We start from the raw sequence: 23,035 nt of genomic DNA on the forward strand, positions 1-23,035 counted from the left end.
TCAGGCGCGAGCCTGGCTCTTTGCTGGCTCGGCCAGTTCCACGGCCTGCACGAAGAGTTCTTCCACCAGCAAACCCTTGATTGGTACCGCCGAGCGCAGGCGCACCTGCATCAGCTCGATTTTCTGCTTGAACGGCACGCGGGCGATGCCCGCCAGTAGAATCTTGCCCTTGGTATTCAGCCTGCCGTGATCCACCGCGACCTCGCGGCGTTGTCCGCCGTCCATATAGCTCACCAGCAGCGAGACCGGCAGATCGGTCATTCCGGGCAGGTGCAACCAGGCCGCGACATTGAAATCAGCCACCCTTCCCTCGAATGGGGTGAGAGTGGAGCGGGCGACTTCGATGATTCGGACAGGGACAGGGCCGATCAGGCTGTCTTGCTGTGGCATGGGGCATCCAGGCTGGGAAAGGTACGCTCGTACCGATAGGGCAGGATTATAAGCAGCCATTCCCTTGCGTACTGTGCGCCTTGGCCCCCGCTGGGCGTGACCCGTCTCGCAGTTTGACTACTCAGGCAAGTTGCAGGGGATAGCGCGCCACCATCGACGAGGCGAGATTGGGCTCCGGTAGCGTCACGATGGCCTGGTTGTTCACGCTGGCCAGTTGAAGCCAGAGATTCTCCCCTTCGACGAATTGTTTGCAAGGCAGCCACAGGCCGTGGTGCCAGCCGTTACCGGGCTCCGGCGTGCTTTGCAGGACGCCTGGGTGGGTCTGGGCGCTGGGCGCGCGGCGCAGCCAGACAGGACGTGGCAAGCCTTTGAGGTAGCGCAGGCCGAGGTGCAGGCCTTCGCTGTTCTGGTAGCGCCAACGTACCAATGCGAGAACCGGCGTGCTTTGGTTCCGCACCAGGACCAGTTGCCCAACCGGAAGTTGGCTGCCCAGGTCACCGTGACAGAGCAGGCGGGTGCCGCCAGGGCTGGCGTCCAATAGTTGTGCATCGCAACGACCAGGATGCTGTGCCAGCAAATCGGCATGAATGGCAGCCAGGCTCACGACCAACTGGCAATTTCCTGATTGCTCCGTGCGTGGGTGACGGCGCTGCTGGCGCCCCAGCCAGTGCTGGCGAACCCTCTCCAGAAGCTGGTGTTCGGTTTCACTGCGCAGGGGGGCGGGTTCGTGCACGGCGATCAACAAGGCGCCCAGCTCGAAGCGGCGCAGATAGCCGTTGGCGCCATCCGGGCGCTGGTCCAGTGGCAGGCAGGGTTGGGACTCGGTCAGGTCTACTGTCGGACCGCCGTTGTCGTCTTCTTCATCCCAGGGCAGGAGTCGCGCCAGGTTGGCAAGCGGCGCCAGGGCGCCGAACAACAAAGGGCATTCGCCTTCACTCAAATGGAATGGGTTGCTGAGCGCCAACAGCAGCATCTGCTGGTAGAGCCCGCGCAAGGTATTGGCAGGCGTGGGGCGGAAAGCGGCTGCGACTGGCTCATCCAGGCAGTTCTGGTGCTCACCTATCCAATAGAGCAGATGGCTGTCACGCCACAGTCGTGGGTTGGGTTCCTGATAGAGCTGGTAGTGACGCAGTTGGGTCTGGGCGAGGAAGTGCTGGGCCATGTACAGGCACCAGGCCAGATGTGGGCGCGATGGCTGATGGCCCTGGAGGATCTGTAGCAGCAGGCGTTTGAATCCGCAGGCCAGCTCGTTGCAGAGCTTGACGAATAGCGTGGGGGGCACCTTGCGGTCGTGATAGGCCTGAGCGTAGTGGCGAAACTCCTCGCTGAAGCTTTGCAGCACGCGTTGCCTTTCGAGTAAGGTCATTGCGCTGCGGTTGAGCCTGAACAAATGCCCCAGGAGCTGCTGCAGGGCACTATCCTGAGGAAGCTGGCGCGCTTTCGCGAGGAGGGTCGGCACACTTGCCAAAGAAGTGCTGTTTTCCTCAAGGATGTCTGGCACTTCCAAGCGCAGGGCATCCAGCGTCATATCAACCCCGCGTAAACGAGGACCGAATGCATGGGATCGCGACTCCAGGCTGTTTTGGGGGTATTCGCACTGATGGGCGCCGGCCTGCTCCTGGCCAGCTGCTCGGACGACGTAGGTGTCGATCAGCATGGGCAGAAGGTAGCGGTTGAGCGCCTCGAAGGCCAGTGGCTGGTTATCAATTACTGGGCGGAATGGTGTGCGCCGTGCCGCACGGAGATTCCCGAGCTGAACGCATTCGCTGAACAACAGCGGGACAAGGGCGTGAAGGTGTTGGGCGTCAACTTCGATGGGCTTCAGGGCGACGAACTCGGCCAGGCCGCGCAGAAAATGGGCATCCAGTTCACTGTGCTTTCGGAGGACCCCGCCAAGCGATACGACCTGCCGCGCAGTGAAGCATTGCCTGTCACCTACATCATCGATGCTCAGGGCAAGATGCGGGAGCGTTTGCTGGGTGAGCAGAGCGCTGCAGGCCTGACTGCACGCTTGGACGAGCTGCGCAAGGGAGGCTAGGACGATGGCTCGAATCTGTTTGCACGGCTACGTGAGCGGCACGGTGCAAGGCGTCTATTACCGTCAGTCTACCCAGGAGCAGGCTGACCAGCTGGAGCTGGATGGCTGGGTGCGAAACCTGGCGGATGGCCGGGTCGAGGTGTTGCTGGAGGGAGAGGAGGACGCCGTGCGTGCGTTGGCTGCCTGGTTGGAGCAAGGGCCTGCAGAAGCAAGGGTGACGGGCGTCGAGCTTCAGGAACAGCCGGTACAGGGCGTTACCGGCTTCATCGTGCGACGCTGAAGTCACGAGGTGGGAGCGAGCCAGGCTCGCTCCTCGCGCAAGTCAATCCGAATCGCCGGGATCGGCAGCCAGTCGGCCGGCATCTTTCATCAGCGAGTGAAGAAACTCCTGCTGCAGTTCCGGATCGTTGCGGGTCAGTTCGATCAGGCTCTGCTCCAACTCGCTGGCTTCTTCTTCGAGGCCCAGTTCCGACAGACGCTTGACCCGGTGGACCCACTGCGGGACTTCATCGTCTTCGAGGTCTTCGAAGATCAGCGCATGGGCCTCCATCAGCTTGCCGCGCAGAGCATGGCTAATGCCGAGGTTGGCGTCGGCGCGGGCGTTGTCCATCGGGTCCTCGACGCTCAACTGGAGCTTTCCGATGCGGCTGATGTCCTGGTCGGCGAAGGGGCCGTCCAGCAGGTTCAGGCGCAGGATTCCGTTGCGGTCGGTAGCCAGTTCATGGGTGTGGTTGCCCAACTTGACCAGTACCGGGCGCTCGGCCCAGGGCAGGCTCGAATACTCCATGCGCTTGTCCAGCTGCTTCTCGTCGATGCTGGCAAGGTTCTGCTCGGAGCGACCATTGGATTCGACGTTCATCGCCGGGTTGAGGCCGGCGAAGCCGTAGCTGATCCAGTCTTTGGTGGCGGTATCCGGCAGGCTGCCGAGTAGTACCACGTTGAGCACGTTCGCGCCGACGCCTGCGACCACCGCAACCGCACCCAGCGGGACCTCGTAGAGCTCCCGCCAGGGCTGGTAGGGCGTATAGCGGTCGTAGTGACGGCTGACCTCGAACTCGGTGACTTCGAAAGTCTTCTGCTCGTTGATGCGGATGCGTCGCTGCGGTAGTTCCAATACCTGTGGATCACCAACGTCGATCTGCAGGCTGTGGTTGAGCAGTTTGCGCTCGACACGCTCCTCGTGCTCGCTGCGCTGTGGCAAATGATTGGCACAGCCGCTGAGGAAGAGGGCGCCGCACAGGGCGGCGCCGACGAGGTAATGGGAACTACGCTTGGACATTTTTTAGATCAGCGATTCACGCGGGCGGTGATGAAGGACAGAACCTCAGCAACCGGCACATTATGATTGTCGGTCTCGCGGCGGTTCTTGTATTCCAGGTTGCCTTCGGCCAGGCCACGCTCGCTCACGACGATGCGGTGCGGAATGCCGATCAGCTCCATGTCGGCGAATTTGACGCCGGGGCTGGTCTTCTTGTCACGGTCATCCAGCAGTACGTCGACGCCCGCTGCGCGCAGCTCGGCGTAGAGCTTGTCGGTGGCTTCCTTGACGGCCGGAGTCTCGTACTTGAGCGGAACCAGTGCGACTTGGAACGGCGCCAGAGCCTCGGGCCAGAGGATGCCGCGCTCGTCGTAGTTCTGCTCGATGGCTGCGGCCACAACGCGAGATACGCCAATGCCGTAGCAGCCCATGATCAGGGTCACCGGCTTGCCTTGCTCGCTCAGTACGTTCAGCTTCATGGCTTCGCTGTACTTGGTGCCCAGCTGGAAGATATGGCCGACTTCGATGCCGCGCTTGATTACCAGGGTTCCCTTGCCGTCCGGACTCGGGTCGCCAGGAATCACGTTACGCAGGTCAGCGACTTCCGGCAGCGGCAGATCGCGCTCCCAGTTCACGCCGAAGTAATGCTTGTCGTCGATGTTGGCACCGATGCTGAAGTCACTCATCAGGGCCACGGAACGGTCCACGATGCAGGGCAGCGGCAGATTCATCGGGCCAAGCGAGCCTGCGCCGGCGCCGATGGCCTGGCGCAGTTCGGCTTCGCTGGCGAACACCAGCGGGCTGGCAACCTGTGCCAGGTTGGCTGCCTTGATTTCGTTCAGTTCGTGGTCACCACGGACGATCAGGGCGACCAGCTTGCCTTCTTCGGCACCGTGGACGACCAGCGTCTTGATGGTTTTTTCGATCGGCAGGCCGAAGTTTTCCACCAGATCGGCAATGGTCTTGGTATTCGGCGTATCGACCAGCTTAAGTTCCTGGCTGGGCGCAGGACGTTCGGTCTCACGCGGCAGGGCTTCGGCTTTCTCGACGTTGGCCGCGTAGTCGGAGCTGTCGCTGAAGGCGATATCGTCTTCACCGGACTCGGCCAGTACATGGAATTCGTGGGAACCGGTGCCGCCGATGGAGCCGGTGTCGGCCAGTACGGGGCGGAAATCCAGGCCCAGGCGGCTGAACACGTTGCAGTACGCCTGGTGCATGCGGTCGTAGGTTTCCTGCAGCGACTCCTGGTTCATGTGGAAGGAGTAGGCATCCTTCATGATGAATTCGCGGCCGCGCATCAGGCCGAAGCGCGGACGGATCTCGTCACGGAACTTGGTCTGGATCTGGTAGAAGTTGAGCGGCAGCTGCTTGTAGCTGTTCAGCTCGTTGCGTGCCAGGTCGGTGATGACTTCTTCGTGGGTCGGGCCAACGCAGAAGTCGCGCTCATGGCGGTCCTTCAGGCGCAGGAGTTCAGGCCCGTATTGCTGCCAACGGCCGGACTCCTGCCACAGCTCTGCAGGCTGCACGGCAGGCATCAATACTTCCAGCGCACCAGCGGCATTCATCTCTTCGCGGACCACCGTCTCGACCTTGCGCAGCACTCGCAGGCCCATTGGCAGCCAGGTGTAGAGGCCGGAGGCAAGCTTGCGGATCATGCCAGCGCGCAGCAGCAGCTGATGGCTGATCACCACGGCATCGGTGGGGGTTTCCTTGAGGGTAGACAGCAGGTACTGACTGGTACGCATGTTTGGCCGTTTTGTCGGTTGCGATGGGTTTGAATGGCTCGGCATTGTACGGCGCAGATCAAGTGGCGTACAGGATTGCGGTCCGGTTGAGGGAGGAGGGCGACGTAGTGAGTCTTACAGCGACAGAGGTCCAGGCACTGATTCGCAATGGGGTACCCATGGCGGAGGAAATCGATCTGCGGATCGAGCGGATGGACGATCGGGGTACGTTGGCCAGGGTGCCGTTCCAGTCCAGATTGGTGCGTCCGGGTGGAACTCTGTCCGGTCCCACGATCATGGCGCTGGCTGATGCCGCCATGTATGCAGTAGTGCTGGGCAGGTTGGGGAAAGTTGAAATGGCGGTGACGTCTAACTTGAACATCAACTTCCTGGCCAGGCCCAAGCCGGTGGATCTATTTGCAGAGGCGCGGATACTTAAACTTGGTCGGCGTCAAGCGGTATGCGAAGTATCACTTTATTCATTGGGCGCGGAAGATGACCTTGTGGCGCATGTAACAGGCACTTATGCCTTGCCGTTCCTGGTTAAAGTTTGAGCAGTTGATTGGTGGCGATTTGATCAACTCGAGAGTCAAGTTCTTCCGCCCAAAAAGAAACCCGGCCTAGGCCGGGTTTCTTCTATCACTTACGTGTACACAAAGGATATTACAGGATATCCAGCGGGTACTCGGTGATTACGCGGATTTCGTCGTTGGCAGTGCCGCCAGCGGAGCCGAAGAAGGCCATGTCGCTGTTGGCGCGCCAGCTGGCGTGACGAATGCGGATGGACAGGTCTTTAGCTGCGCCTTCCTGAACCACGTACTTGGCTTCGATATCGCGTTCCCATTCCTTGCCATCGTCGCCGATCGCACCCGCGAAGGCGCCATTCGGGTCGGCCTTGGTGCCGTCAACGTCTTCACCGGTGATGTAGCGAGCCATGAAGCTCAGGCCGGGGATGCCGAATTCAGCCATGTTCAGGTCGTAGCGAACCTGGATGGACTTCTCGTTCGGGCCGTTGAAGTCGGAGTACTGAACCGAGTTGGCCAGGAAGATGGAGTCGCCGGAGTTCTGGCCGTCCATCGAGATGTAGTCGAAGGGCTCGTCGCCGTTCACTTTCTGGTAGGCCAGGGTGAACTTGTGAGCGCCGAGGGAGTAGGCGGCAGCAGCGGACCAGGCGGTGGTATCCAGGTCGCCGGCGATGGCGTCGCCCTTGTCGGTGGTGCGGTAGACGTTGAAGTCCAGGTTCAGGGCCTGAGAGTCAGAGAACGGAATGTTCCAGTTCAGGTTGCCGTAGTACTGGCGCCAGATGTCTTCCAGCTCGGCACCGTACAGGCTGGCGCTGACGTTGTCGTTGAAGGAGTAGGAGCCGCCTACGTAGTCAGCGCTGTTGCTGGCGAGACCGGTGTAGGTGGTGGTGATTTCGCCGTGACGGTTGGTGGAGGCGCTGCCGTCGCGAATGGAAGTGAAGTGACCTGCGTCGATGTTCAGGCCTTCGAGTTCGCTGCTGGTCAGCTGGAAGCCTTCAGCGGAGCCCGGGAACAGGCGCGCGGTACCGGTTGCGAATACCGGAGCGGTCGGGAACAGGTTGCCGTACTTCAGCTGGGTGTTGGACACCTGCATCTTAACGGAGCCGCCGGCGTAGGAGTAATCGTCCTGGGAACGGCCGTCGGAACCGGTGGGGAGCAGGCCGGTACCGTTGGTGCCGTTGCCGCTGTCCAGTTTCAGACCCAGCATGCCGTGGGCGTCAACGCCGAAACCAACAGTGCCTTGGGTAAAGCCGGACTCGTACATGGCGCTGATGCCATGGGCCCATTCTTTACGGTAGTTCTGGCTGGTGTTCGGGTTGTTACGGAAGTCGCGGTAGAAGAAGAAGTTCTTGTTCAGAAGAGTCAGGTTGCTGTCTTCTACGAAGCCCTTGGACTCTTCCTGGGCGCTGGCAAAAGCCAACTGCATGCTACCGGCGGTCACGGCCAGAGCCAGTGCGCTCCACTTCATCACTTGCATTGTGATTGCTCCTTTGGTTTTGAAGATTCTCGCCGCTTTCTTATTAATGGAAGGCGGTTCTTTCTTTTTGTGTCGGCGCTAACTTATAGCACGGCGACAATATTGGCGATAGTTGAAACCGGGTCCTTACGATTTCTTCACAGTGCTGTCGCAAATCGAGAAGACCTGTGTCGCATATCTATAGGTTTGGCCTTGCATCCCTTCACCCCCTATGTATCCAAGGCACTTTGCGAGCGGGCGCCCAATGACGTAGTTCCCGGCGTCGCGTGTGACCTGGCACCTGCCAAGCAACAAACGTGCACAAAACGTAAGGGGTGGAGATAAAACTCGCTACGTCTACGTGGTGCGCTCGTTCCAGCTCCTCTAACCCCTGATCCATGTGTGGTTGCTGCAGAATAATGTGCCCTGAAATGAGGCATTCTGCATGCCGGCTGGCTCTTGACAGGCAAGAGTGCAGGAGTTGAAGAGACCACCGCCCCCAGTCTTCAGTAGGCGGGCGTAACCAGGGGTGTGGCGAGAAGTAACGCGGTGTTGGGTTTGAGCAGTTTTGGTGCGTGTGGCGACAATCCTTCCTTTTTATAGCCAGGATGTCATGGTGAGTTCCGCTGGGCGTTAGCCTTGGCTATGCTGCGCGACCCCGTGGCGGTCGCCTGGTCGTGATGGGGTGTTAATCTCGAATTCCCTACAGTCGAACAGGAGAGGCCAGTATGTTCGCCCTGGACCCAAGACTTCAGCAGGATACCCTGCCCATCGGTGATTTTCCCCTGTGCCGGCTGCTGTTGATGAACGATGCTCAATACCCCTGGTTCATCCTAGTGCCGCGTCGTGAGGAAATCAGTGAGCTGTTCCAGCTCGGCGTCGATGAGCAGCGCCAGCTTTGGCAGGAAACGACATTCCTGGCGGAGACCCTCAAGGACACCTTCGGCGCTGACAAGATGAACGTTGCTACGTTGGGCAATGTAGTTAGCCAATTGCACATGCATGTGATCGTGCGTCGTCGTGAGGATGCTGCCTGGCCGGCGCCTGTCTGGGGGCGTCATCCAGCTGTGGCTTATTCGTCCGAACAGGTGGCTGCCATTCGCTCAAAGCTTCGCTTGGTGCTGGCGGATGATTTCCATTTCGTGGGGGAGTGAGTCATGAGCCTTGAAATGCGGATTGCCGACCTGGAGAGCCGACTCGCTTTCCAGGACGACACCATTCAGACCCTCAACGACGTACTGGTTGAGCAACAGCGGCTGGTGGATCGCCTGCAGCTACAGGTGGCGGTACTGGCCAAGCGCCAGGAGGAGCTGCTCAGCCAGTTCGGGCCGAGTGAGGATGAGGCACCGCCACCGCACTATTGAGTGACCATGAAAAAGCCCGCCATTCGGCGGGCTTTTTCGTTCTGCTTTAGCGTCGGCTGGGTAATGCAGCGATTACGTCTTCGGCCTGCAGACCTTTGTCGCGCTGGATGACCGAGAACTCCACGCGCTGGCCCTCGATCAGTACACGGTGACCTTCGCCGCGAATGGCACGGAAGTGGACAAAGATGTCATCGCCGGAGTCCCGGGAGATGAAACCGAAACCCTTGGAGGTGTTGAACCACTTCACCGTACCGGTTTCACGGTTGGACATGTCCTGGGGCAGCAGTGGAGCCTGGGTGACCTTGTGCAGGTTGATACAGAGGTGCAGCACAACGGCTACGATCACAGCCAGGAGGCTGACGAGGATTGCTGGCTGCTCACCGATCATCGGTAGCGGGGCCAGGAGGATCAGAGTTTGCAGGACGACCGCCAGAGCCAGAAGGGCGGAAACCAGGCTTTGCAGCTGATTGCGCAGTCCCTTTGCCCAGACTGGAACCACGGGTGCCAACAGAAGATTGAGCAGGCCGGAGAAGGCCAGATACAGCGCATCAGGTTGTTGCAGGTAGGGCAGGGCGTCGGCGCGCAGGCTGGGAATGAAGGACAGCAGCAAAGCGGCAGCGCCCGTCAACAGATGGACGATTTTCAGGATGTTCAATGGATTCACCTTGGAAACGGAATCTCTAACGAAAGAGCCGGGCCACGCGAGATGAAAAAGGCATGGGCATCGGCCTATGCCGCAAGTCTTTGGATCGACTTGCGGCACCGGCTGTATTTAACAGCAAAGGAGAGGGCTACTCAAATCAAGCGGTTAGCGCTGCTTCAGGTGCTGGTGGATGCACTTGATTACGGCCATTGCGCTTGGCTTGGTAGAGCGCATCGTCAGCTCGTGTGATGAAACTTTCCAGGGTATCGCCCGGTTCCGCCAGTGCCAGGCCGAAGCTGGCGGTGATGGTGTCGAGCACCTGGTCGGTGCGGCGGACCTTTACACGTAGCGCCTGCATCTTGCTGCGTAGTTGCTCTGCGAAGACGCGTGCTGCCTCCAGCCCCTGGCAGTCGCGCAGCACAACGCAGAACTCCTCGCCGCCGTAACGACCGGCCATGGCGCGCGGAGGCAGCAGTTCACGCAACAGCTGGCCCACATGCTGGAGCACGCGATCTCCCAGCGGGTGGCCGAACTGGTCGTTGAATTGCTTGAAGTGGTCGATATCCAGCATCACCAGCGCCAGTCCTTCCTGGTCGCTTTTCAGTGATTGTTCCAGCAGGCGAGTGAACGCCTGGCGGTTGAATACCTGGGTCAGGCCATCCAGAGTGGCGGCCAGTTGCGCGCGCTCCAGCTGATTGCGCAGATGCTGAATTTCCGCCTGGGCGGCACGCAGGCGATAGAGGAACTGTTCCTGCTGCTCCTGCATCAGTTGAGTGCTCTCCTGAAGGTGGTTCAGGACGCTGGGGAGGTCGTCGATTATGGGTTCGTGCAGGGCTGCCAGGCCCGCTGTCAGGCTGCTCTGGTAAGCGTGGCTGCCGTTGACGCTGCGGCTGACATCACCCTCGATATCGTCGACAAGGTCGATGACTTGTTGCTGGCCATGGCGTGCTTCTTCGAGTTCGCCACGAATGATGTACTCGCGGAACAGCTTGAGGGCTGATTCCGGCGGGAAGGCGTCGAAGTCGTTGGTAATCTTGTCCAGGCGGCGATTGAGGTCCGGCTGCGCACCCTGGCTGTAGCTGTACCAGAGCGCGTAATGCACTGGGTTCGGCGGAATCGCATGGCGCACCATGTGGGGGACCGCCTGCTTCAGCAGATCGGCCGCCTCACGCGTTTCTTCGGGGAAAAGCTCAAGCAGCGACGGATGTTTCGGAGGCTGGCTCATGCACTTCACTGTGGCGAGATATCGAATTGCCAGAGCATAGAACAGGCAGTCTTTCGCGCATAGCGAAAGGCCCGGTTTCCCGGGCCTTTTTGATTTGCCTCGACGTCAGGCGGCGAGCAGGCTGCGGAGCATCCACGCAGTCTTTTCGTGAACTTGCATGCGCTGGGTGAGCAAGTCGGCGGTGGGTTCATCGCTAACCTTGTCCAGCAGCGGGAAGATGCCACGGGCGGTGCGCACCACGGCCTCTTGGCCCTGCACGAGCTGCTTGATCATGTCCTCGGCAGACGGCACGCCTTCTTCTTCCTTAATGGAAGACAGCCGGGCGTAGGCCGCGTAGGTGCCGGGTGCCGGGAAGCCCAGGGCGCGGATTCGCTCGGCGACGGCGTCCACTGCCAGGGCGAGTTCGTTGTACTGGCCTTCGAACATGAGGTGCAGGGTGTTGAACATCGGCCCGGTAACGTTCCAGTGGAAGTTGTGGGTCTTGAGATAGAGGGTGTAGGTGTCGGCCAGCAGGCGGGACAGGCCCTCGGCGATGGCTGCACGATCCTGCTCGGCGATTCCGATGTTGATTTCCATACCAGTTCTCCTCTCGGTAGCTTGTGGCCCGCACCGGGCGTGTGATGGGCAAAGCCTAACACGGGGTGGTCGCGGGACAGTCTTGTCTTCCATCAATGAAAGCCATGCTTAGAAGTCATTGGCTACTTCAGGGTTCACGTCTTCTTCAGCAATTTGGCCAGCAGGCGGGGGTAGCTGGCGGGCATCAGGCGCTGAATTTGGTCGAGCAAGCGTGCGTCGGCGCCTATGAGGATGCGTGGCTGCCCGGCCCTTATACCCTTGATGATGCTCTGGGCCGCCTGTTCTGCTGAGGTGCGTGCCAGCTTGTCGAAGCGGGCCGCCGCCTTGGTGGCGTCTGTCTTGCCGTCGATTCCCTGATAGAAGCGTGCCGAGCGAGCGATGTTCGTGCGAATGCCACCGGGATGCACGCAGCTGACTTTGATGGCGGTGCCGCAAAGTTCCTGGCGCAGTGCCTCGGTAAAGCCCCTCACTGCGAACTTGCTGGCGTTATAGGCGCCCTGGGTGGGCATGCTGACGATGCCGAAGATGCTCGACACATTGACGATATGGCCCTCGCCCCGTGCCAGCAGGTGAGGGAGGAAGGCCTTGGTGCCGTGGACCACGCCCCAGAAGTTGATGCCCATAAGCCATTCGAAGTCGTCGTAGCGGAGTTCCGCGATGGTTTGCGATACGGCCACGCCGGCGTTGTTGATTACCAGGTGTGCCTGGCCGTGTTGGGTCAGGACGCTATCGGCGAAGGCGTGGACCGCTTCGCGGTTGGAGACATCCAGGTTGTGGGTGGAGAGTTGAAGGCCGTCGCGGCGTAGGGTGGAAGCCGTGGCCTCCAGGCCGTCGGTGTCCACATCGGCGAGGGCAAGGTGGCAACCCAGTGCGGCGAACTCATTGGCCAGCGCACGGCCGATGCCGGAGCTTGCGCCCGTGATGACTGCGACTTTCCCAGCAAGCGATTGCATTTCCACTCCTTCCTTGTGTGCTTCGCGTCCGTCCGTCGGGCGAGTGCTGGCGAGCTTAGACACTGCCCGATGGCCCAGCAAGAGAACCCGCTCCCGATCAGGGGTTGCGGGGTGGCGGGGAGGGCGGCTGCGCGGTGGCAATTTACGCTATATAATCCCGCTCTTTGCCGCGAACCCCGGCCTGTCCGGCAGGGGTTGCACCTCCGCCGGATGCTCCGCAGCCCTTGGGCGGGCGGACGAATTCACGACTCAAGAGAAGCGAAACACGACCATGATGCGCAGCCACTATTGCGGCCAACTGAACGAGAGCCTGGACGGCCAGGAAATCACCCTCTGCGGTTGGGTACACCGCCGCCGCGACCACGGCGGGGTCATTTTCCTCGATATCCGTGACCGCGAAGGCCTGGCCCAGGTGGTGTTCGACCCGGATCGCGAAGAGACCTTCGCCCGCGCCGACCGCGTCCGCAGCGAGTTCGTGGTCAAGATCACCGGCAAGGTCCGCCTGCGTCCAGAAGGCGCGCGCAACGCCAACATGGCGTCCGGCGCCATCGAAGTGCTGGGCTACGAGCTCGAAGTGCTGAACCAGGCCGAGACGCCCCCCTTCCCGCTGGATGAATACTCCGACGTCGGCGAAGAAACCCGCCTGCGCTATCGCTTCATCGACCTGCGTCGTCCGGAAATGGCCGCCAAGCTGAAGCTGCGTGCGCGTATTACCAGCAGCATCCGTCGTTATCTGGACGAGAACGGCTTCCTCGACGTGGAAACCCCGATCCTGGGTCGTCCGACTCCGGAAGGCGCCCGCGACTACCTGGTACCGAGCCGCACCTACCCGGGCCACTTCTTTGCCCTGCCGCAGTCGCCCCAGCTGTTCAAGCAACTGCTGATGGTGGCCGGCTTCGACCGCTACTACCAGATCGCCAAGTGTTTCCGCGACGAAGACCTGCGTGCCGACCGTCAGCCGGAATTCACCCAGATCGACATCGAAACCAGCTTCCTCGACGAGAGCGACATCATCGGCATTACCGAAAAAATGGTTCGCCAGCTGTTCAAGGAAGTGCTGGATGTCGAGTTCGACGAGTTCCCGCACATGCCTTTCGAAGAAGCCATGCGCCGCTACGGCTCCGACAAACCTGACCTGCGTATCCCGCTGGAACTGGTTGATGTCGCCGACCAGCTGAAGGGAGTGGAGTTCAAGGTGTTCTCCGGTCCGGCCAATGATCCGAAGGGCCGAGTCGCTGCCCTGCGCGTGCCGGGTGCCGCTTCCATGCCGCGCAGCCAGATCGATGACTACACCAAGTTCGTCGGTATCTACGGTGCCAAGGGCCTGGCTTACATCAAGGTCAACGAGCGCGCCAAGGGTGTCGAGGGGCTGCAGTCGCCCATCGTCAAGTTCATTCCCGAAGAGAACCTCAATGTGATCCTCGACCGCGTGGGTGCGGTTGATGGCGACATCGTGTTCTTCGGCGCCGACAAGGCCAAGATCGTCTGCGACGCCCTGGGCGCGCTGCGTATCAAGGTCGGTCATGACCTCAAGCTGCTCACCAAGGAGTGGGCGCCGATGTGGGTCGTGGACTTCCCGATGTTCGAAGAGAACGACGACGGCAGCCTGACCTCGCTGCACCACCCGTTCACCTCGCCCAAGTGCAGCCCGCAAGAGCTGGAAGCCAACCCGGCTGCCGCTCTGTCCCGTGCTTATGACATGGTGCTGAACGGCACCGAGCTGGGCGGCGGTTCCATCCGTATCCACGACAAGTCCATGCAGCAGGCGGTGTTCCGCGTGCTCGGCATCGACGATGCGGAGCAGGAAGAGAAGTTCGGCTTCCTCCTCGATGCCCTCAAGTACGGCGCGCCGCCGCATGGTGGCCTGGCCTTCGGTCTGGACCGTCTGGTGATGCTGATGACTGGCGCGGCGTCGATCCGCGAAGTTATCGCCTTCCCGAAAACCCAGAGTGCCGGCGACGTCATGACCCAGGCACCGGGCACCGTGGATGCCAAGGCTCTGCGCGAGCTGAACATCCGCCTGCGCGAGCAGGCCAAGGCCGAGTAATCAGAACCAACCCGGGGCGGCGCCAGATGGCGCCGTCCGTTCAGAAAGTACGGAGTGAGTTATGGCTGGTCATTCCAAATGGGCCAACATCAAACACCGCAAAGAACGCCAGGACGCCAAGCGCGGCAAGATCTTCACCAAGCTCATCCGTGAGCTGACTGTCGCCGCCAAGCATGGCGGTGGCAACCCTGCGGACAATCCGCGTCTGCGTCTGGCTGTGGACAAGGCGCTGACCGCGAACATGACCCGCGACACCATCGATCGTGCGATTGCGCGTGGCGCCGGCTCGAACGAAGCCGACAACATGGTCGAGCTCAGTTACGAAGGTTATGCGCCGAGCGGCGTGGCCATCATCATCGAAGCCATGACCGACAACCGCAACCGCACTGCGGCGGAAGTGCGTCATGCCTTCAGCAAGTGTGGCGGCAACCTGGGTACCGACGGCTCGGTCGCCTACATGTTCGACCGCAAGGGCCAGATCAGCTACGCGCCCGGTGTGAACGAAGAATCCCTGATGGAGGCTGCCCTGGAAGCGGGCGCCGACGACGTCGTGGCTGACGAAGACGGTTCCGTCGAGGTCTACACCACCTTCGCCGACTTCCTCTCTGTGAACGAAGCGCTGACTGCAGCCGGCTTCAAGGGCGATGAGGCCGAAGTGGCGATGATCCCGTCGATCACTGCGCCCATCTCCGACCTGGAAACCGCGCAGAAGGTGATGAAGCTGATCGATATGCTGGAAGACCTGGATGACGTCCAGAACGTCTACCACAACGCTGAAATCCCTGACGAGATCATGGAGCAGCTCGGCTGAGAACCTGATCACGATAAGCTGCGCCTCGGCCCTGCGGCGTTAAAAACCGGCTCGGAATGCTCATTTACGGCTCGTAAACTCCGCTCCCTTTCCTGTTTTTGCCCATGGCTTTAACCCGCACGATCGTGACTAGGTTCGAGTGCTGGCGTGATCCGAAAGCCGGAAGTCGCCCCGTGCGCTTCCGGCTTTTTTGTTTGCGGGCCGCTCCGTATACTCGCGGCTGGATAAATAGACAGTGTGCCGGCTTCAGGTCGGCCCGTGGAGCTTGCGGCGGCATGACCCTGATTCTTGGTATCGACCCTGGTTCGCGTATCACCGGTTATGGTGTGGTTCGCGATACTGGGCGCGGCTGCGAATACGTCGCCTCGGGTTGCATCCGTACTGGCGCTGGCGCATTGCACGAGCGCTTGCAGATCGTTTTCCGGGGGGTAAGTGAAGTCATCCGTTCCTACGAGCCGGTGACCATGGGTATCGAGCAGGTATTCATGGCGCGGAACGCGGATTCCGCGCTCAAGCTCGGCCAGGCTCGTGGTGCAGCCATAGTCGCGGCTGCCGAGGCGGGTCTGGAAATCGCCGAATACACCGCCAGTCAGGTCAAGCAGGCTATTGCCGGAACCGGTGGTGCTGACAAGCAGCAGGTGCAGATGATGGTCATGCACCTGCTCAAGCTGGTGCAGAAACCCCAGATCGACGCATCCGATGCCCTGGCAATCGCCCTGTGCCATGCCCATCACCGGCAGAGTCTGATTCCCCATGGTCTGGCCACCGCCAAACGGCGGGGTGGCCGCCTTCGTCTGTAATCAATTCAAAGGACGCAATTCGTGATTGGACGCCTGCGTGGCAACTTGGCGGAGAAGCAACCGCCGCATCTGATCCTTGACGTCAATGGCGTGGGCTATGAGCTGGAAGTGCCCATGACCACCCTCTATCGCCTGCCTTCAGTGGGCGAGCCGGTGACATTGCACACCCATCTGGTGGTGCGAGAGGACGCCCACCTGCTCTACGGCTTCTTCGAGAAGCGGGAGCGAGAGCTGTTTCGCGAGCTGATCCGCTTGAATGGCGTCGGGCCGAAATTGGCCCTGGCACTGATGTCCGGCCTGGAGGTGGATGAGCTGGTGCGCTGCGTACAGGCCCAGGACACTTCCACGCTGGTGAAGATTCCTGGCGTCGGCAAGAAGACCGCCGAGCGCTTGCTGGTCGAGCTCAAGGATCGATTCAAGGCTTGGGAAAGCATGCCGGCCATCGCCACCCTGGTGGTCGAACCTCGGGTTGGCGTGGCAGTCTCTAGCGCGGAGAATGATGCGCTGGCTGCGCTGATCGCCCTCGGATTCAAGCCTCAAGAGGCCAGCCGCGCTGTGTCCGCGATCAAGGAAGACGGGCTGTCCAGCGAAGAAATGATCCGTCGCGCCCTGAAAGGAATGGTGTAAGTCCGAATGATCGAAGCCGACCGCCTCATCACTGCCAGCAGTCGCGACCGCGACGAGCAGCTGGACCGTGCCATCCGCCCACTGAAACTTGCCGACTACATCGGGCAGCCGGTGGTGCGTGAGCAGATGGAACTCTTCATCCAGGCTGCCAAGGGACGGAGCGAGGCTCTCGACCATACCCTGATCTTCGGCCCGCCCGGCCTTGGCAAGACTACCCTGGCGAACATCATTGCCAGCGAGATGGGGGTTGCCATCAAGAGCACATCCGGCCCAGTTCTGGAGCGCCCGGGAGACTTGGCGGCGCTGCTGACCAATCTGGAGGCGGGCGACGTGCTCTTCGTCGACGAGATCCATCGCCTTTCACCCATCGTTGAAGAGGTGCTTTACCCCGCGATGGAGGATTTTCAGCTGGATATCATGATCGGCGAAGGCCCTGCGGCTCGTTCGATCAAGCTGGACTTGCCCCCGTTCACCCTCGTCGGCGCCACCACGCGGGCTGGCATGCTGACAAACCCTCTGCGCGATCGCTTCGGTATCGTCCAGCGCCTGGAGTTCTACAGCACTCCGGACCTGGCCACCATCGTTGCGCGCTCCGCCGGTATCCTCGGCCTGCATATCGAACCGGAGGGCGCGTTCGAGATCGCGCGCCGTGCCCGTGGTACGCCGCGTATCGCCAACCGCCTGCTGCGCCGGGTACGGGACTTCGCTGAAGTGCGTGGTCAGGGTGAGATCACCCGCGTCATTGCCGACAAGGCTCTGAATCTGCTGGATGTCGACGAGCGTGGCTTTGACCACCAGGACCGGCGTCTACTGCTGACCATGATCGACAAGTTCGATGGCGGCCCGGTAGGGATCGACAACCTGGCAGCGGCCATCAGTGAAGAACGCCACACGATCGAAGACGTTCTCGAGCCCTATCTGATCCAGCAGGGCTACATCATGCGTACGCCGAGGGGGAGGGTGGTGACCCGTCACGCCTACTTACACTTCGGTCTCAACCTGCCCAAGCGCATGGCGGAGAATCCGACCGCCGATCTTTTCAGCTCGGGTGACGAATAGGCGCTTTCGTGGTCGAAGCGCTCGGCAGGGCTAGCCATGAAAAAACAGTTGCCTGGCCGGATTGGCAACCTTAGGAGTAAGCACTAGAGTATGCGCGCGCAAAATGGGGCCCAGCCGTTTCAGCATCGTTGTCGTGTGTATTACGAAGACACCGATGCCGGCGGCATCGTCTACTACGTCAATTACCTCAAGTTCATGGAGCGGGCTCGAACCGAGCGCCTGCGCAGTCTGGGCTTTGCCCAGTCCGAGCTGGCCGGGGAGAACCTGCTGTTCGTCGTTCATTCGGCCCAGGCGCGCTACGTGGCGCCTGCGAAGCTGGACGATGAGCTGGAGATCAGTGCCGAGGTGATGGAGTTGAACCGTGCCAGCCTGCGTTTTCGTCAACAGGTCAGGCGAGCCACCGATAACGCATTGTTGTGCGAAGGGCAGTTCCTGATTGCCTGTGTACGTGCCGACAGTTTGAAACCCCGGGCGATCCCCGAAGCGCTGCGTGAAGCCTTCGCCGCCGACCCGGGTCTATTCCCAGCAGGAGATTAAGCGTGGAAGCCAACGTCGTCGACCATACCTCCATGTGGAGCCTGATCAGCAACGCCAGTATCGTGGTGCAGCTGGTCATGCTGACCCTGGTGGCCGCATCGGTCACCTCCTGGATCATGATTTTCCAGCGCAGCAACATGCTGCGCGCCGCCAAGAAGTCCCTGGAAACCTTCGAAGAGCGTTTCTGGTCCGGTATCGACCTGTCCAAGCTGTACCGCCAGGCAGGCAGCAACCCGGATCCGGACTGCGGCGTCGAGCAGATCTTCCGCGCCGGCTTCAAGGAATTCTCCCGTCTGCGCCAGCAAGCCGGCGTTGATCCGGATGCGGTGATGGAAGGTGTGGCCCGCGCAATGCGCGTAGCCATTTCCCGTGAGGAAGAGAAGATCGAACAGAGCCTGCCGTTCCTCGCTACTGTGGGCTCTACGAGTCCGTACATCGGCCTGTTCGGTACCGTCTGGGGCATCATGAACTCCTTCCGTGGCCTGGCCCAGGTGCAGCAGGCGACCCTGGCCACTGTGGCGCCCGGCATCGCCGAGGCTCTGATCGCCACCGCGATCGGCCTGTTCGCCGCGATCCCGGCGGTAATCGCCTACAACCGCTTCTCCGCTCGCGGCGAGACCCTGATCGGTCGCTACTACACCTTCGCCGATGAGTTCCAGGCCATCCTGCACCGCAAAGTGCACACCAGCGACGAGTAAGTCGCTGGGTCCCTGATAGGAAAGGTTTCAAGTCATGGCCAGAGTCCGCCACAAACGCAAACCGGTCGCCGAGATGAACGTCGTGCCTTACATCGACGTCATGCTCGTGTTGCTGGTGATTTTCATGGTCACCGCGCCCATGCTCAACCAGGGCGTAAAGGTCGACCTGCCGAAGGTTTCCAGCGAGGCCCTGCCGCAGGACAACAATGCCCGTGTCCTGACGATCTCGATCAAGGCCGACAAGTCCTACTACTGGAACATGGGCGAAGAAGTACAGACCGACCAGACCCGCAAGAGCGAGACCTCGGTCTCCCTGGATGCTCTGGTTCAGGCAGCCTCCGGCATCATGGCCGAGAACAGCCGCCAGGGTAAGACGGTCCAGGTATTCGTCCGTGGCGACAAAACGGTCGACTACGGCGCCGTGATGGCCGTGATGGGCGGCCTGCAGAAGGCCGGCGTGGCCAACGTCGGGCTGATCACCGAGGCGCCCTGATGCAGCAGCAGAGCGAACGCTCCTCCTCGGAAAGTTACTTCTGGCCGACCGTCTGGGCTGTGTCTCTGCACGTCCTGATGTTCGGCATGTTGTTCGTCAGCTTCGCCTTCACTCCGGAACTGCCTCCGTCCCGTCCGATTGTCCAGGCCACTCTGTACCAGCTCAAATCCCAGAGTCAGGCCACTACCCAGACCAACCAGAAGATCGCCGGCGAGGCCAAAAAGACTTCTGCGCCGCAGTTCGAAACCGAGCAGATGGAGCAGAAGAAGGCCGAGGAGCAGAAGGTAGCGGCGGCCAAGGCCGCGGAACAAAAGAAAGCTGACGAAGCTCGAAAGGCCGAAGAGGCGGAACAGAAAGCTGAGGAAGCCAAGCAGGCGGCCGAAGCCAAGAAGGCTGATGAAGCGAAGAAGGCCGAAGAGAAGAAACAGGCCGATTTCGCCAAGAAAAAAGCCGAAGAGGAAGCCAAGAAAAAGGCGGCCGAAGAAGCGAAGAAGAAAGCCGCTGAAGAGGCCAAGAAAAAGGCTGCGGAAGAGGCGAAGAAGAAGGCGGCAGCCGAGGCAGCGAAGAAGAAGGCCGCCGAGGATGCCAAGAAGAAAGCGACCGCTGACGCCGCGAAGAAGAAGGCGGCCGAGGAAGCCAAACGCAAGGCCACCGAGGACAAGAAGGCCGCCGCTCTGGCCGAGTTGTTGTCCGAGGATGTGGGCCGCCAGCAAGCGTTGGCCGACGAAGTCGGCGACCAGGTAGCAGGCAGCCTCGACGATTTGATCATCAAACTGGTCAGTGAGCAGTGGCGCCGTCCGCCATCGGCACGTAACGGCATGAGCGTAGAGGTACTGATCGAGATGCTGCCCGATGGCACCATCACCAACGCCAGCGTCACCCGCTCCAGCGGTGATTCGCCCTTTGACAGCTCGGCCGTGAGTGCGGTGCGCAGCGTAGGGCGTATCCCCGAGATGCAACAATTGGATCGCGCTACCTTTGACCAGATGTACAGGCAGCGCCGCATCATCTTCAAACCGGAGGATTTAGGTCTGTGAATACCCTCATTCGTATCGTCCTGGTCGGGGTGGCCATGCTGGTCGGCTCCGTCCAGGCCGCCGACCCGCTGGTAATCACCAGTGGTACCGACCGGGCGACCCCGATCGCCGTAGTACCCTTTGGCTGGCAGGGCGGTACCGTGCTACCCACTGAAATCTCAGAGGTGGTCGGCAACGACCTGCGCAACTCGGGCTATTTCGAGCCGATCCCGCGCCAGAACATGATCAGCCTGCCGACCCAGGCCAGCGAAGTGATCTACCGCGACTGGAAGGCCCTTGGCGCCCAGTACGTGCTGGTAGGCAGCGTCGTCCCGTCCGGCGGCCGTCTGCAGGTGCAGTTCGCCCTGTTCAACGTAACCACCGAGCAACAGGTCATGGCCGGCAACGTCAGCGGCTCGACCGACCAGCTGCGTGACATGGCGCACTACATCGCCGACCAGTCGTTCGAGAAACTCACCGGCATCAAGGGTGCGTTCTCCACCCGCATGCTCTACGTGACCGCCGAGCGTTTCTCGGTGAACAACACCCGCTACACCCTGCAGCGTTCCGACTACGACGGCCAGCGTGCGGTGACCCTGCTGCAGTCCCGCGAGCCCATCCTGTCGCCGCGCTATGCGCCTGATGGTCGCCGTATCGCCTACGTGTCCTTCGAGCAGCGTCGTCCGCGTATCTTCGTCCAGCACATCGACACCGGTCGCCGCGAGCAGATCACCAACTTCGAAGGCCTGAACGGTGCGCCTGCATGGTCTCCTGAGGGCAATCGCCTGGCGTTCGTGCTGTCCCGCGATGGCAACCCGGAGATCTACGTGATGGACCTTGGCAGTCGCCAGATGCGTCGCGTAACCAACAACATGGCCATCGACACCGAACCGTTCTGGGGCGCGGACGGCCAGACCATCTATTTCACCTCGGATCGCGCCGGCAAGCCGCAGATCTACAAGGCCAACATCAATGGCGGCGAACCGCAGCGCGTGACCTTCGTGGGCAACTACAACGCCAACCCGAAGCTCTCGGCTGACGAGAAGATGCTAGTGATGATCCATCGTCAGGATGGCTTCACCAACTTCAAGGTGGCTGCCCAGGATCTGACCCGCTCGGGCAGTGCTCCGCGCATCCTTTCCGGCACCACGCTGGACGACTCGCCCACTGTTGCGCCTAATGGCACCATGCTAATCTACGCAACTCGCCAGCAGGGGGGCGGCGTGCTGATGCTCGTGTCTACAAACGGGCGCGTACGAGTCCCGATTCCCACAGTTCAGGGCGACATTCGCGAACCTTCTTGGTCGCCGTACCTGAACTGAAGCGGTCTTTAAAAATACCTTTGCTAAACACACCTGGGGTTCATTAGGAGTTACATGATGGAAATGCTGAAATTCGGCAAATTTGCCGCTCTCGCTCTGGCCATGGCCGTAGCTGTTGGTTGCTCGTCCAAAGGCGGCGAAGGCACCGGTGAAGGCGCTGTTGACCCGAACGCTGGCTACAACGCCGGTGGCAGCGGTGTAGACGGCAGCATGAGCGAAGAAGCCGCTCTGCGCGCTATCACCACCTTCTACTTCGAGTACGACAGCTCCGACCTGAAGCCGGAAGCCATGCGCGCTCTGGACGTACACGCCAAGGACCTGAAAGCCAACGGCAACCGCGTTGTCCTGGAAGGCCACACTGACGAGCGCGGTACCCGCGAGTACAACATGGCTCTGGGTGAGCGTCGTGCCAAGGCCGTTCAGCGCTACCTGGTTCTGCAGGGCGTTTCCCCGGCTCAGGCTGAGCTGGTTTCCTACGGCGAAGAGCGTCCGGTTGCCACTGGCAACGACGAGCAGTCCTGGGCGCAAAACCGCCGCGTAGAACTGCGTAAGTAATTCGCTATGCGCAAGTCCAGTCGTGCTCTGACCATCCTGGCCCTCTCCAGCCTGCCGTTCGCGGCTCTGGCTGAGGTTCCCGTTGTGGATAACGACGCCGGTTACGGTGGCAGTTACCCTCCGGCCGGTTACGGCACGACTGGTGCCGCCTACGCAGGGACCGGGGCCCCCGCGGCCCCTGTCTCCGCGCAGGGCGAGCTGTTCATGCAGCTGCAGCAAATGCAGGAAGAGATCGCTCGCCTGCGCGGCATGCTCGAAGAGCAGCAGTACGAAATCCAGCGCCTGAAACAGGAAAGCCTGGAGCGATACCAGGATCTGGATCGCCGTCTTTCCGGTGGTGCCGCAGCCGGCGCGCCGGTATCTCCGAATTCCCCTGCCGCTGGCGCACCTGCAGCCAACGGCGCCCCAGCCGCCCCGGCGCAGCAACCGGCTGCCAGCAGCGAACCGGGCGACCCTGCGAAGGAAAAGCTCTACTACGACGCTGCCTTCGACCTGATCAAAGCAAAGGATTTCGACAAGGCCAGCCAGGCCTTCACCGCTTTCCTGCGCAAGTATCCGAACAGCCAATATGCTGGCAACGCACAGTACTGGCTGGGCGAGGTAAACCTCGCCAAGGGCGACCTGCAAGGCGCCAGCCAGGCTTTTGCCCGCGTTGGCCAGGCTTATCCACAGCACCCGAAAGTGCCGGACTCCATGTACAAGCTGGCGGATGTTGAGCAGCGCCTGGGTAACACCGACAAGGCCAAGACCATTCTCCAGCAGGTCGTCAGCCAGTTCCCTGGCAGCTCGGCCGCCCAGTTGGCCCAGCGCGACCTGCAGCGCCTGCCCTGAGGTTCTGCCTCCAGATCACGAAAACCCGCGCCAGCCGCGGGTTTTTTCGTTAGAATCGCCGCCCCAAACCTTCATTCCCGCAACGGAG

At 61.0% G+C, this 23,035-nt stretch carries 26 protein-coding genes and 1 pseudogene; 17 read left to right on the forward strand and 10 right to left on the reverse strand.

Translation table 11 applies throughout. The annotated features are described in order from the left end of the window. On the reverse strand, window positions 1-390 hold the full coding sequence (locus E8E75_RS01610) for a hypothetical protein (protein WP_120654931.1): 390 nt from the start codon (window positions 388-390) through the stop codon (window positions 1-3). 121 nt (window positions 391-511) lie between these two features. Next, window positions 512-1,918 carry a PilZ domain-containing protein gene (locus E8E75_RS01615; RefSeq protein WP_153920883.1) on the reverse strand — a complete coding sequence of 469 codons (1,407 nt, stop codon included), beginning with the start codon at window positions 1,916-1,918 and terminating at the stop codon, window positions 512-514. A 30-nt stretch (window positions 1,919-1,948) separates the two neighbouring features. Here E8E75_RS01615 and E8E75_RS01620 point away from each other — a divergent pair, with 30 nt between their 5' ends. Together E8E75_RS01620 and E8E75_RS01625 are read left to right on the forward strand one after the other, a co-directional pair. Then, window positions 1,949-2,428 (forward strand): TlpA disulfide reductase family protein, encoded by a 480-nt coding sequence (locus tag E8E75_RS01620; protein ID WP_120654933.1) that lies wholly within the window; start codon window positions 1,949-1,951, stop codon window positions 2,426-2,428. A 4-nt stretch (window positions 2,429-2,432) separates the two neighbouring features. Next, a complete protein-coding gene (locus tag E8E75_RS01625; protein WP_120654934.1) occupies window positions 2,433-2,708 on the forward strand; it encodes an acylphosphatase in 276 nt (91 codons plus the stop codon). 42 nt (window positions 2,709-2,750) lie between these two features. Here E8E75_RS01625 and E8E75_RS01630 read toward each other — a convergent pair whose 3' ends face one another. Continuing rightward, the gene (locus tag E8E75_RS01630; protein ID WP_153920885.1) at window positions 2,751-3,707 is read right to left on the reverse strand and encodes a hypothetical protein; all 957 of its coding nucleotides are present in this window, start codon (window positions 3,705-3,707) and stop codon (window positions 2,751-2,753) included. An 8-nt stretch (window positions 3,708-3,715) separates the two neighbouring features. Further along, window positions 3,716-5,431: a proline--tRNA ligase gene (locus tag E8E75_RS01635; protein WP_120654936.1), complete on the reverse strand. Its 1,716-nt coding sequence runs from the start codon at window positions 5,429-5,431 to the stop codon at window positions 3,716-3,718. Between the two features lie 158 nt (window positions 5,432-5,589). Between E8E75_RS01635 and E8E75_RS01640 the strand changes: the two genes are divergently transcribed. Next, window positions 5,590-5,964 carry a PaaI family thioesterase gene (locus E8E75_RS01640; protein ID WP_256673170.1) on the forward strand — a complete coding sequence of 125 codons (375 nt, stop codon included), beginning with the start codon at window positions 5,590-5,592 and terminating at the stop codon, window positions 5,962-5,964. Window positions 5,965-6,073: 109 nt separating this feature from the next. Here E8E75_RS01640 and E8E75_RS01645 read toward each other — a convergent pair whose 3' ends face one another. Beyond that, complete coding sequence (locus E8E75_RS01645; RefSeq protein ID WP_120654937.1) at window positions 6,074-7,411, reverse strand: OprD family porin; 1,338 nt, start codon at window positions 7,409-7,411, stop codon at window positions 6,074-6,076. Between the two features lie 707 nt (window positions 7,412-8,118). On the opposite strand from E8E75_RS01645, the gene E8E75_RS01650 reads away from it, so the two are divergent. Together E8E75_RS01650 and E8E75_RS01655 are read left to right on the forward strand one after the other, a co-directional pair. Continuing rightward, a complete protein-coding gene (locus E8E75_RS01650; RefSeq protein WP_120654938.1) occupies window positions 8,119-8,544 on the forward strand; it encodes an HIT domain-containing protein in 426 nt (141 codons plus the stop codon). Window positions 8,545-8,547: 3 nt separating this feature from the next. Further along, window positions 8,548-8,754: a SlyX family protein gene (locus tag E8E75_RS01655; RefSeq protein ID WP_120654939.1), complete on the forward strand. Its 207-nt coding sequence runs from the start codon at window positions 8,548-8,550 to the stop codon at window positions 8,752-8,754. A gap of 46 nt (window positions 8,755-8,800) precedes the next feature. On the opposite strand, the gene E8E75_RS01660 is transcribed toward E8E75_RS01655, so the two are convergent. From E8E75_RS01660 to E8E75_RS01680, 5 genes and pseudogenes are all read right to left on the reverse strand, one after another. After that, window positions 8,801-9,025: a cold-shock protein gene (locus tag E8E75_RS01660; protein ID WP_162945915.1), complete on the reverse strand. Its 225-nt coding sequence runs from the start codon at window positions 9,023-9,025 to the stop codon at window positions 8,801-8,803. A 57-nt stretch (window positions 9,026-9,082) separates the two neighbouring features. After that, window positions 9,083-9,517: pseudogene (locus E8E75_RS01665) on the reverse strand (cold shock domain-containing protein membrane protein); the annotation flags it as partial. 37 nt (window positions 9,518-9,554) lie between these two features. Then, a complete protein-coding gene (locus E8E75_RS01670) occupies window positions 9,555-10,622 on the reverse strand; it encodes a GGDEF domain-containing protein (RefSeq protein ID WP_120654940.1) in 1,068 nt (355 codons plus the stop codon). 105 nt (window positions 10,623-10,727) lie between these two features. Then, complete coding sequence (locus E8E75_RS01675; protein ID WP_077524023.1) at window positions 10,728-11,198, reverse strand: Dps family protein; 471 nt, start codon at window positions 11,196-11,198, stop codon at window positions 10,728-10,730. 134 nt (window positions 11,199-11,332) lie between these two features. After that, on the reverse strand, window positions 11,333-12,151 hold the full coding sequence (locus E8E75_RS01680) for an SDR family NAD(P)-dependent oxidoreductase (protein ID WP_120654941.1): 819 nt from the start codon (window positions 12,149-12,151) through the stop codon (window positions 11,333-11,335). Window positions 12,152-12,422: 271 nt separating this feature from the next. Between E8E75_RS01680 and aspS the strand changes: the two genes are divergently transcribed. From aspS to ybgF, 12 genes are all read left to right on the forward strand, one after another. Continuing rightward, on the forward strand, window positions 12,423-14,198 hold the full coding sequence (gene aspS / locus E8E75_RS01685) for an aspartate--tRNA ligase (protein WP_153920889.1): 1,776 nt from the start codon (window positions 12,423-12,425) through the stop codon (window positions 14,196-14,198). A 61-nt stretch (window positions 14,199-14,259) separates the two neighbouring features. Next, window positions 14,260-15,009 carry a YebC/PmpR family DNA-binding transcriptional regulator gene (locus E8E75_RS01690; protein WP_120654943.1) on the forward strand — a complete coding sequence of 250 codons (750 nt, stop codon included), beginning with the start codon at window positions 14,260-14,262 and terminating at the stop codon, window positions 15,007-15,009. Window positions 15,010-15,284: 275 nt separating this feature from the next. After that, window positions 15,285-15,809: a crossover junction endodeoxyribonuclease RuvC gene (ruvC, locus tag E8E75_RS01695; RefSeq protein WP_120654944.1), complete on the forward strand. Its 525-nt coding sequence runs from the start codon at window positions 15,285-15,287 to the stop codon at window positions 15,807-15,809. A gap of 21 nt (window positions 15,810-15,830) precedes the next feature. After that, the gene (ruvA, locus tag E8E75_RS01700) at window positions 15,831-16,436 is read left to right on the forward strand and encodes a Holliday junction branch migration protein RuvA (RefSeq protein ID WP_151136196.1); all 606 of its coding nucleotides are present in this window, start codon (window positions 15,831-15,833) and stop codon (window positions 16,434-16,436) included. A gap of 6 nt (window positions 16,437-16,442) precedes the next feature. After that, a complete protein-coding gene (gene ruvB, locus E8E75_RS01705) occupies window positions 16,443-17,495 on the forward strand; it encodes a Holliday junction branch migration DNA helicase RuvB (protein WP_120654946.1) in 1,053 nt (350 codons plus the stop codon). A 90-nt stretch (window positions 17,496-17,585) separates the two neighbouring features. After that, window positions 17,586-18,032 (forward strand): tol-pal system-associated acyl-CoA thioesterase, encoded by a 447-nt coding sequence (gene ybgC, locus E8E75_RS01710; RefSeq protein WP_120654947.1) that lies wholly within the window; start codon window positions 17,586-17,588, stop codon window positions 18,030-18,032. A gap of 2 nt (window positions 18,033-18,034) precedes the next feature. Further along, entirely contained in the window at window positions 18,035-18,730 is a 696-nt protein-coding gene (gene tolQ / locus E8E75_RS01715; protein WP_120654948.1) for a protein TolQ, read from the forward strand. A gap of 34 nt (window positions 18,731-18,764) precedes the next feature. Then, on the forward strand, window positions 18,765-19,223 hold the full coding sequence (tolR, locus tag E8E75_RS01720) for a protein TolR (RefSeq protein WP_120654949.1): 459 nt from the start codon (window positions 18,765-18,767) through the stop codon (window positions 19,221-19,223). Then, window positions 19,223-20,260: a cell envelope integrity protein TolA gene (tolA, locus tag E8E75_RS01725; RefSeq protein ID WP_120654950.1), complete on the forward strand. Its 1,038-nt coding sequence runs from the start codon at window positions 19,223-19,225 to the stop codon at window positions 20,258-20,260. Before tolR ends, tolA begins: the two co-directional genes overlap by 1 nt. After that, the gene (tolB, locus tag E8E75_RS01730; protein ID WP_120654951.1) at window positions 20,257-21,561 is read left to right on the forward strand and encodes a Tol-Pal system beta propeller repeat protein TolB; all 1,305 of its coding nucleotides are present in this window, start codon (window positions 20,257-20,259) and stop codon (window positions 21,559-21,561) included. Before tolA ends, tolB begins: the two co-directional genes overlap by 4 nt. 57 nt (window positions 21,562-21,618) lie before the next feature. Then, window positions 21,619-22,116 carry a peptidoglycan-associated lipoprotein Pal gene (pal, locus tag E8E75_RS01735; protein ID WP_028627602.1) on the forward strand — a complete coding sequence of 166 codons (498 nt, stop codon included), beginning with the start codon at window positions 21,619-21,621 and terminating at the stop codon, window positions 22,114-22,116. A gap of 6 nt (window positions 22,117-22,122) precedes the next feature. After that, window positions 22,123-22,947, forward strand: coding sequence for a tol-pal system protein YbgF (ybgF, locus tag E8E75_RS01740; protein ID WP_153920892.1), 825 nt, complete (start codon window positions 22,123-22,125; stop codon window positions 22,945-22,947). Window positions 22,948-23,035: the final 88 nt, after the last annotated feature.

The organism is Pseudomonas sp. BN606 (genome assembly GCF_029873115.1).
Classification (GTDB): domain Bacteria; phylum Pseudomonadota; class Gammaproteobacteria; order Pseudomonadales; family Pseudomonadaceae; genus Metapseudomonas.

Coding starts and splice junctions, on each gene's coding strand:
- E8E75_RS01640 (WP_256673170.1), top strand. CDS start 5,590: ATGGCGGAGGAAATCGATCTGCGGATCGAGCGGATGGACGATCGGGGT.
- ybgC (WP_120654947.1), top strand. CDS start 17,586: ATGCGCGCGCAAAATGGGGCCCAGCCGTTTCAGCATCGTTGTCGTGTG.
- aspS (WP_153920889.1), top strand. CDS start 12,423: ATGATGCGCAGCCACTATTGCGGCCAACTGAACGAGAGCCTGGACGGC.
- E8E75_RS01670 (WP_120654940.1), bottom strand. CDS start 10,622: ATGAGCCAGCCTCCGAAACATCCGTCGCTGCTTGAGCTTTTCCCCGAA.
- ruvB (WP_120654946.1), top strand. CDS start 16,443: ATGATCGAAGCCGACCGCCTCATCACTGCCAGCAGTCGCGACCGCGAC.
- E8E75_RS01645 (WP_120654937.1), bottom strand. CDS start 7,411: ATGCAAGTGATGAAGTGGAGCGCACTGGCTCTGGCCGTGACCGCCGGT.
- ruvC (WP_120654944.1), top strand. CDS start 15,285: ATGACCCTGATTCTTGGTATCGACCCTGGTTCGCGTATCACCGGTTAT.
- tolR (WP_120654949.1), top strand. CDS start 18,765: ATGGCCAGAGTCCGCCACAAACGCAAACCGGTCGCCGAGATGAACGTC.
- pal (WP_028627602.1), top strand. CDS start 21,619: ATGGAAATGCTGAAATTCGGCAAATTTGCCGCTCTCGCTCTGGCCATG.
- E8E75_RS01630 (WP_153920885.1), bottom strand. CDS start 3,707: ATGTCCAAGCGTAGTTCCCATTACCTCGTCGGCGCCGCCCTGTGCGGC.
- ybgF (WP_153920892.1), top strand. CDS start 22,123: ATGCGCAAGTCCAGTCGTGCTCTGACCATCCTGGCCCTCTCCAGCCTG.
- E8E75_RS01625 (WP_120654934.1), top strand. CDS start 2,433: ATGGCTCGAATCTGTTTGCACGGCTACGTGAGCGGCACGGTGCAAGGC.
- E8E75_RS01610 (WP_120654931.1), bottom strand. CDS start 390: ATGCCACAGCAAGACAGCCTGATCGGCCCTGTCCCTGTCCGAATCATC.
- E8E75_RS01635 (WP_120654936.1), bottom strand. CDS start 5,431: ATGCGTACCAGTCAGTACCTGCTGTCTACCCTCAAGGAAACCCCCACC.
- E8E75_RS01660 (WP_162945915.1), bottom strand. CDS start 9,025: ATGTCCAACCGTGAAACCGGTACGGTGAAGTGGTTCAACACCTCCAAG.
- E8E75_RS01615 (WP_153920883.1), bottom strand. CDS start 1,918: ATGACGCTGGATGCCCTGCGCTTGGAAGTGCCAGACATCCTTGAGGAA.
- E8E75_RS01650 (WP_120654938.1), top strand. CDS start 8,119: ATGTTCGCCCTGGACCCAAGACTTCAGCAGGATACCCTGCCCATCGGT.
- E8E75_RS01620 (WP_120654933.1), top strand. CDS start 1,949: ATGGGATCGCGACTCCAGGCTGTTTTGGGGGTATTCGCACTGATGGGC.
- E8E75_RS01675 (WP_077524023.1), bottom strand. CDS start 11,198: ATGGAAATCAACATCGGAATCGCCGAGCAGGATCGTGCAGCCATCGCC.
- E8E75_RS01690 (WP_120654943.1), top strand. CDS start 14,260: ATGGCTGGTCATTCCAAATGGGCCAACATCAAACACCGCAAAGAACGC.
- tolA (WP_120654950.1), top strand. CDS start 19,223: ATGCAGCAGCAGAGCGAACGCTCCTCCTCGGAAAGTTACTTCTGGCCG.
- E8E75_RS01680 (WP_120654941.1), bottom strand. CDS start 12,151: ATGCAATCGCTTGCTGGGAAAGTCGCAGTCATCACGGGCGCAAGCTCC.
- E8E75_RS01655 (WP_120654939.1), top strand. CDS start 8,548: ATGAGCCTTGAAATGCGGATTGCCGACCTGGAGAGCCGACTCGCTTTC.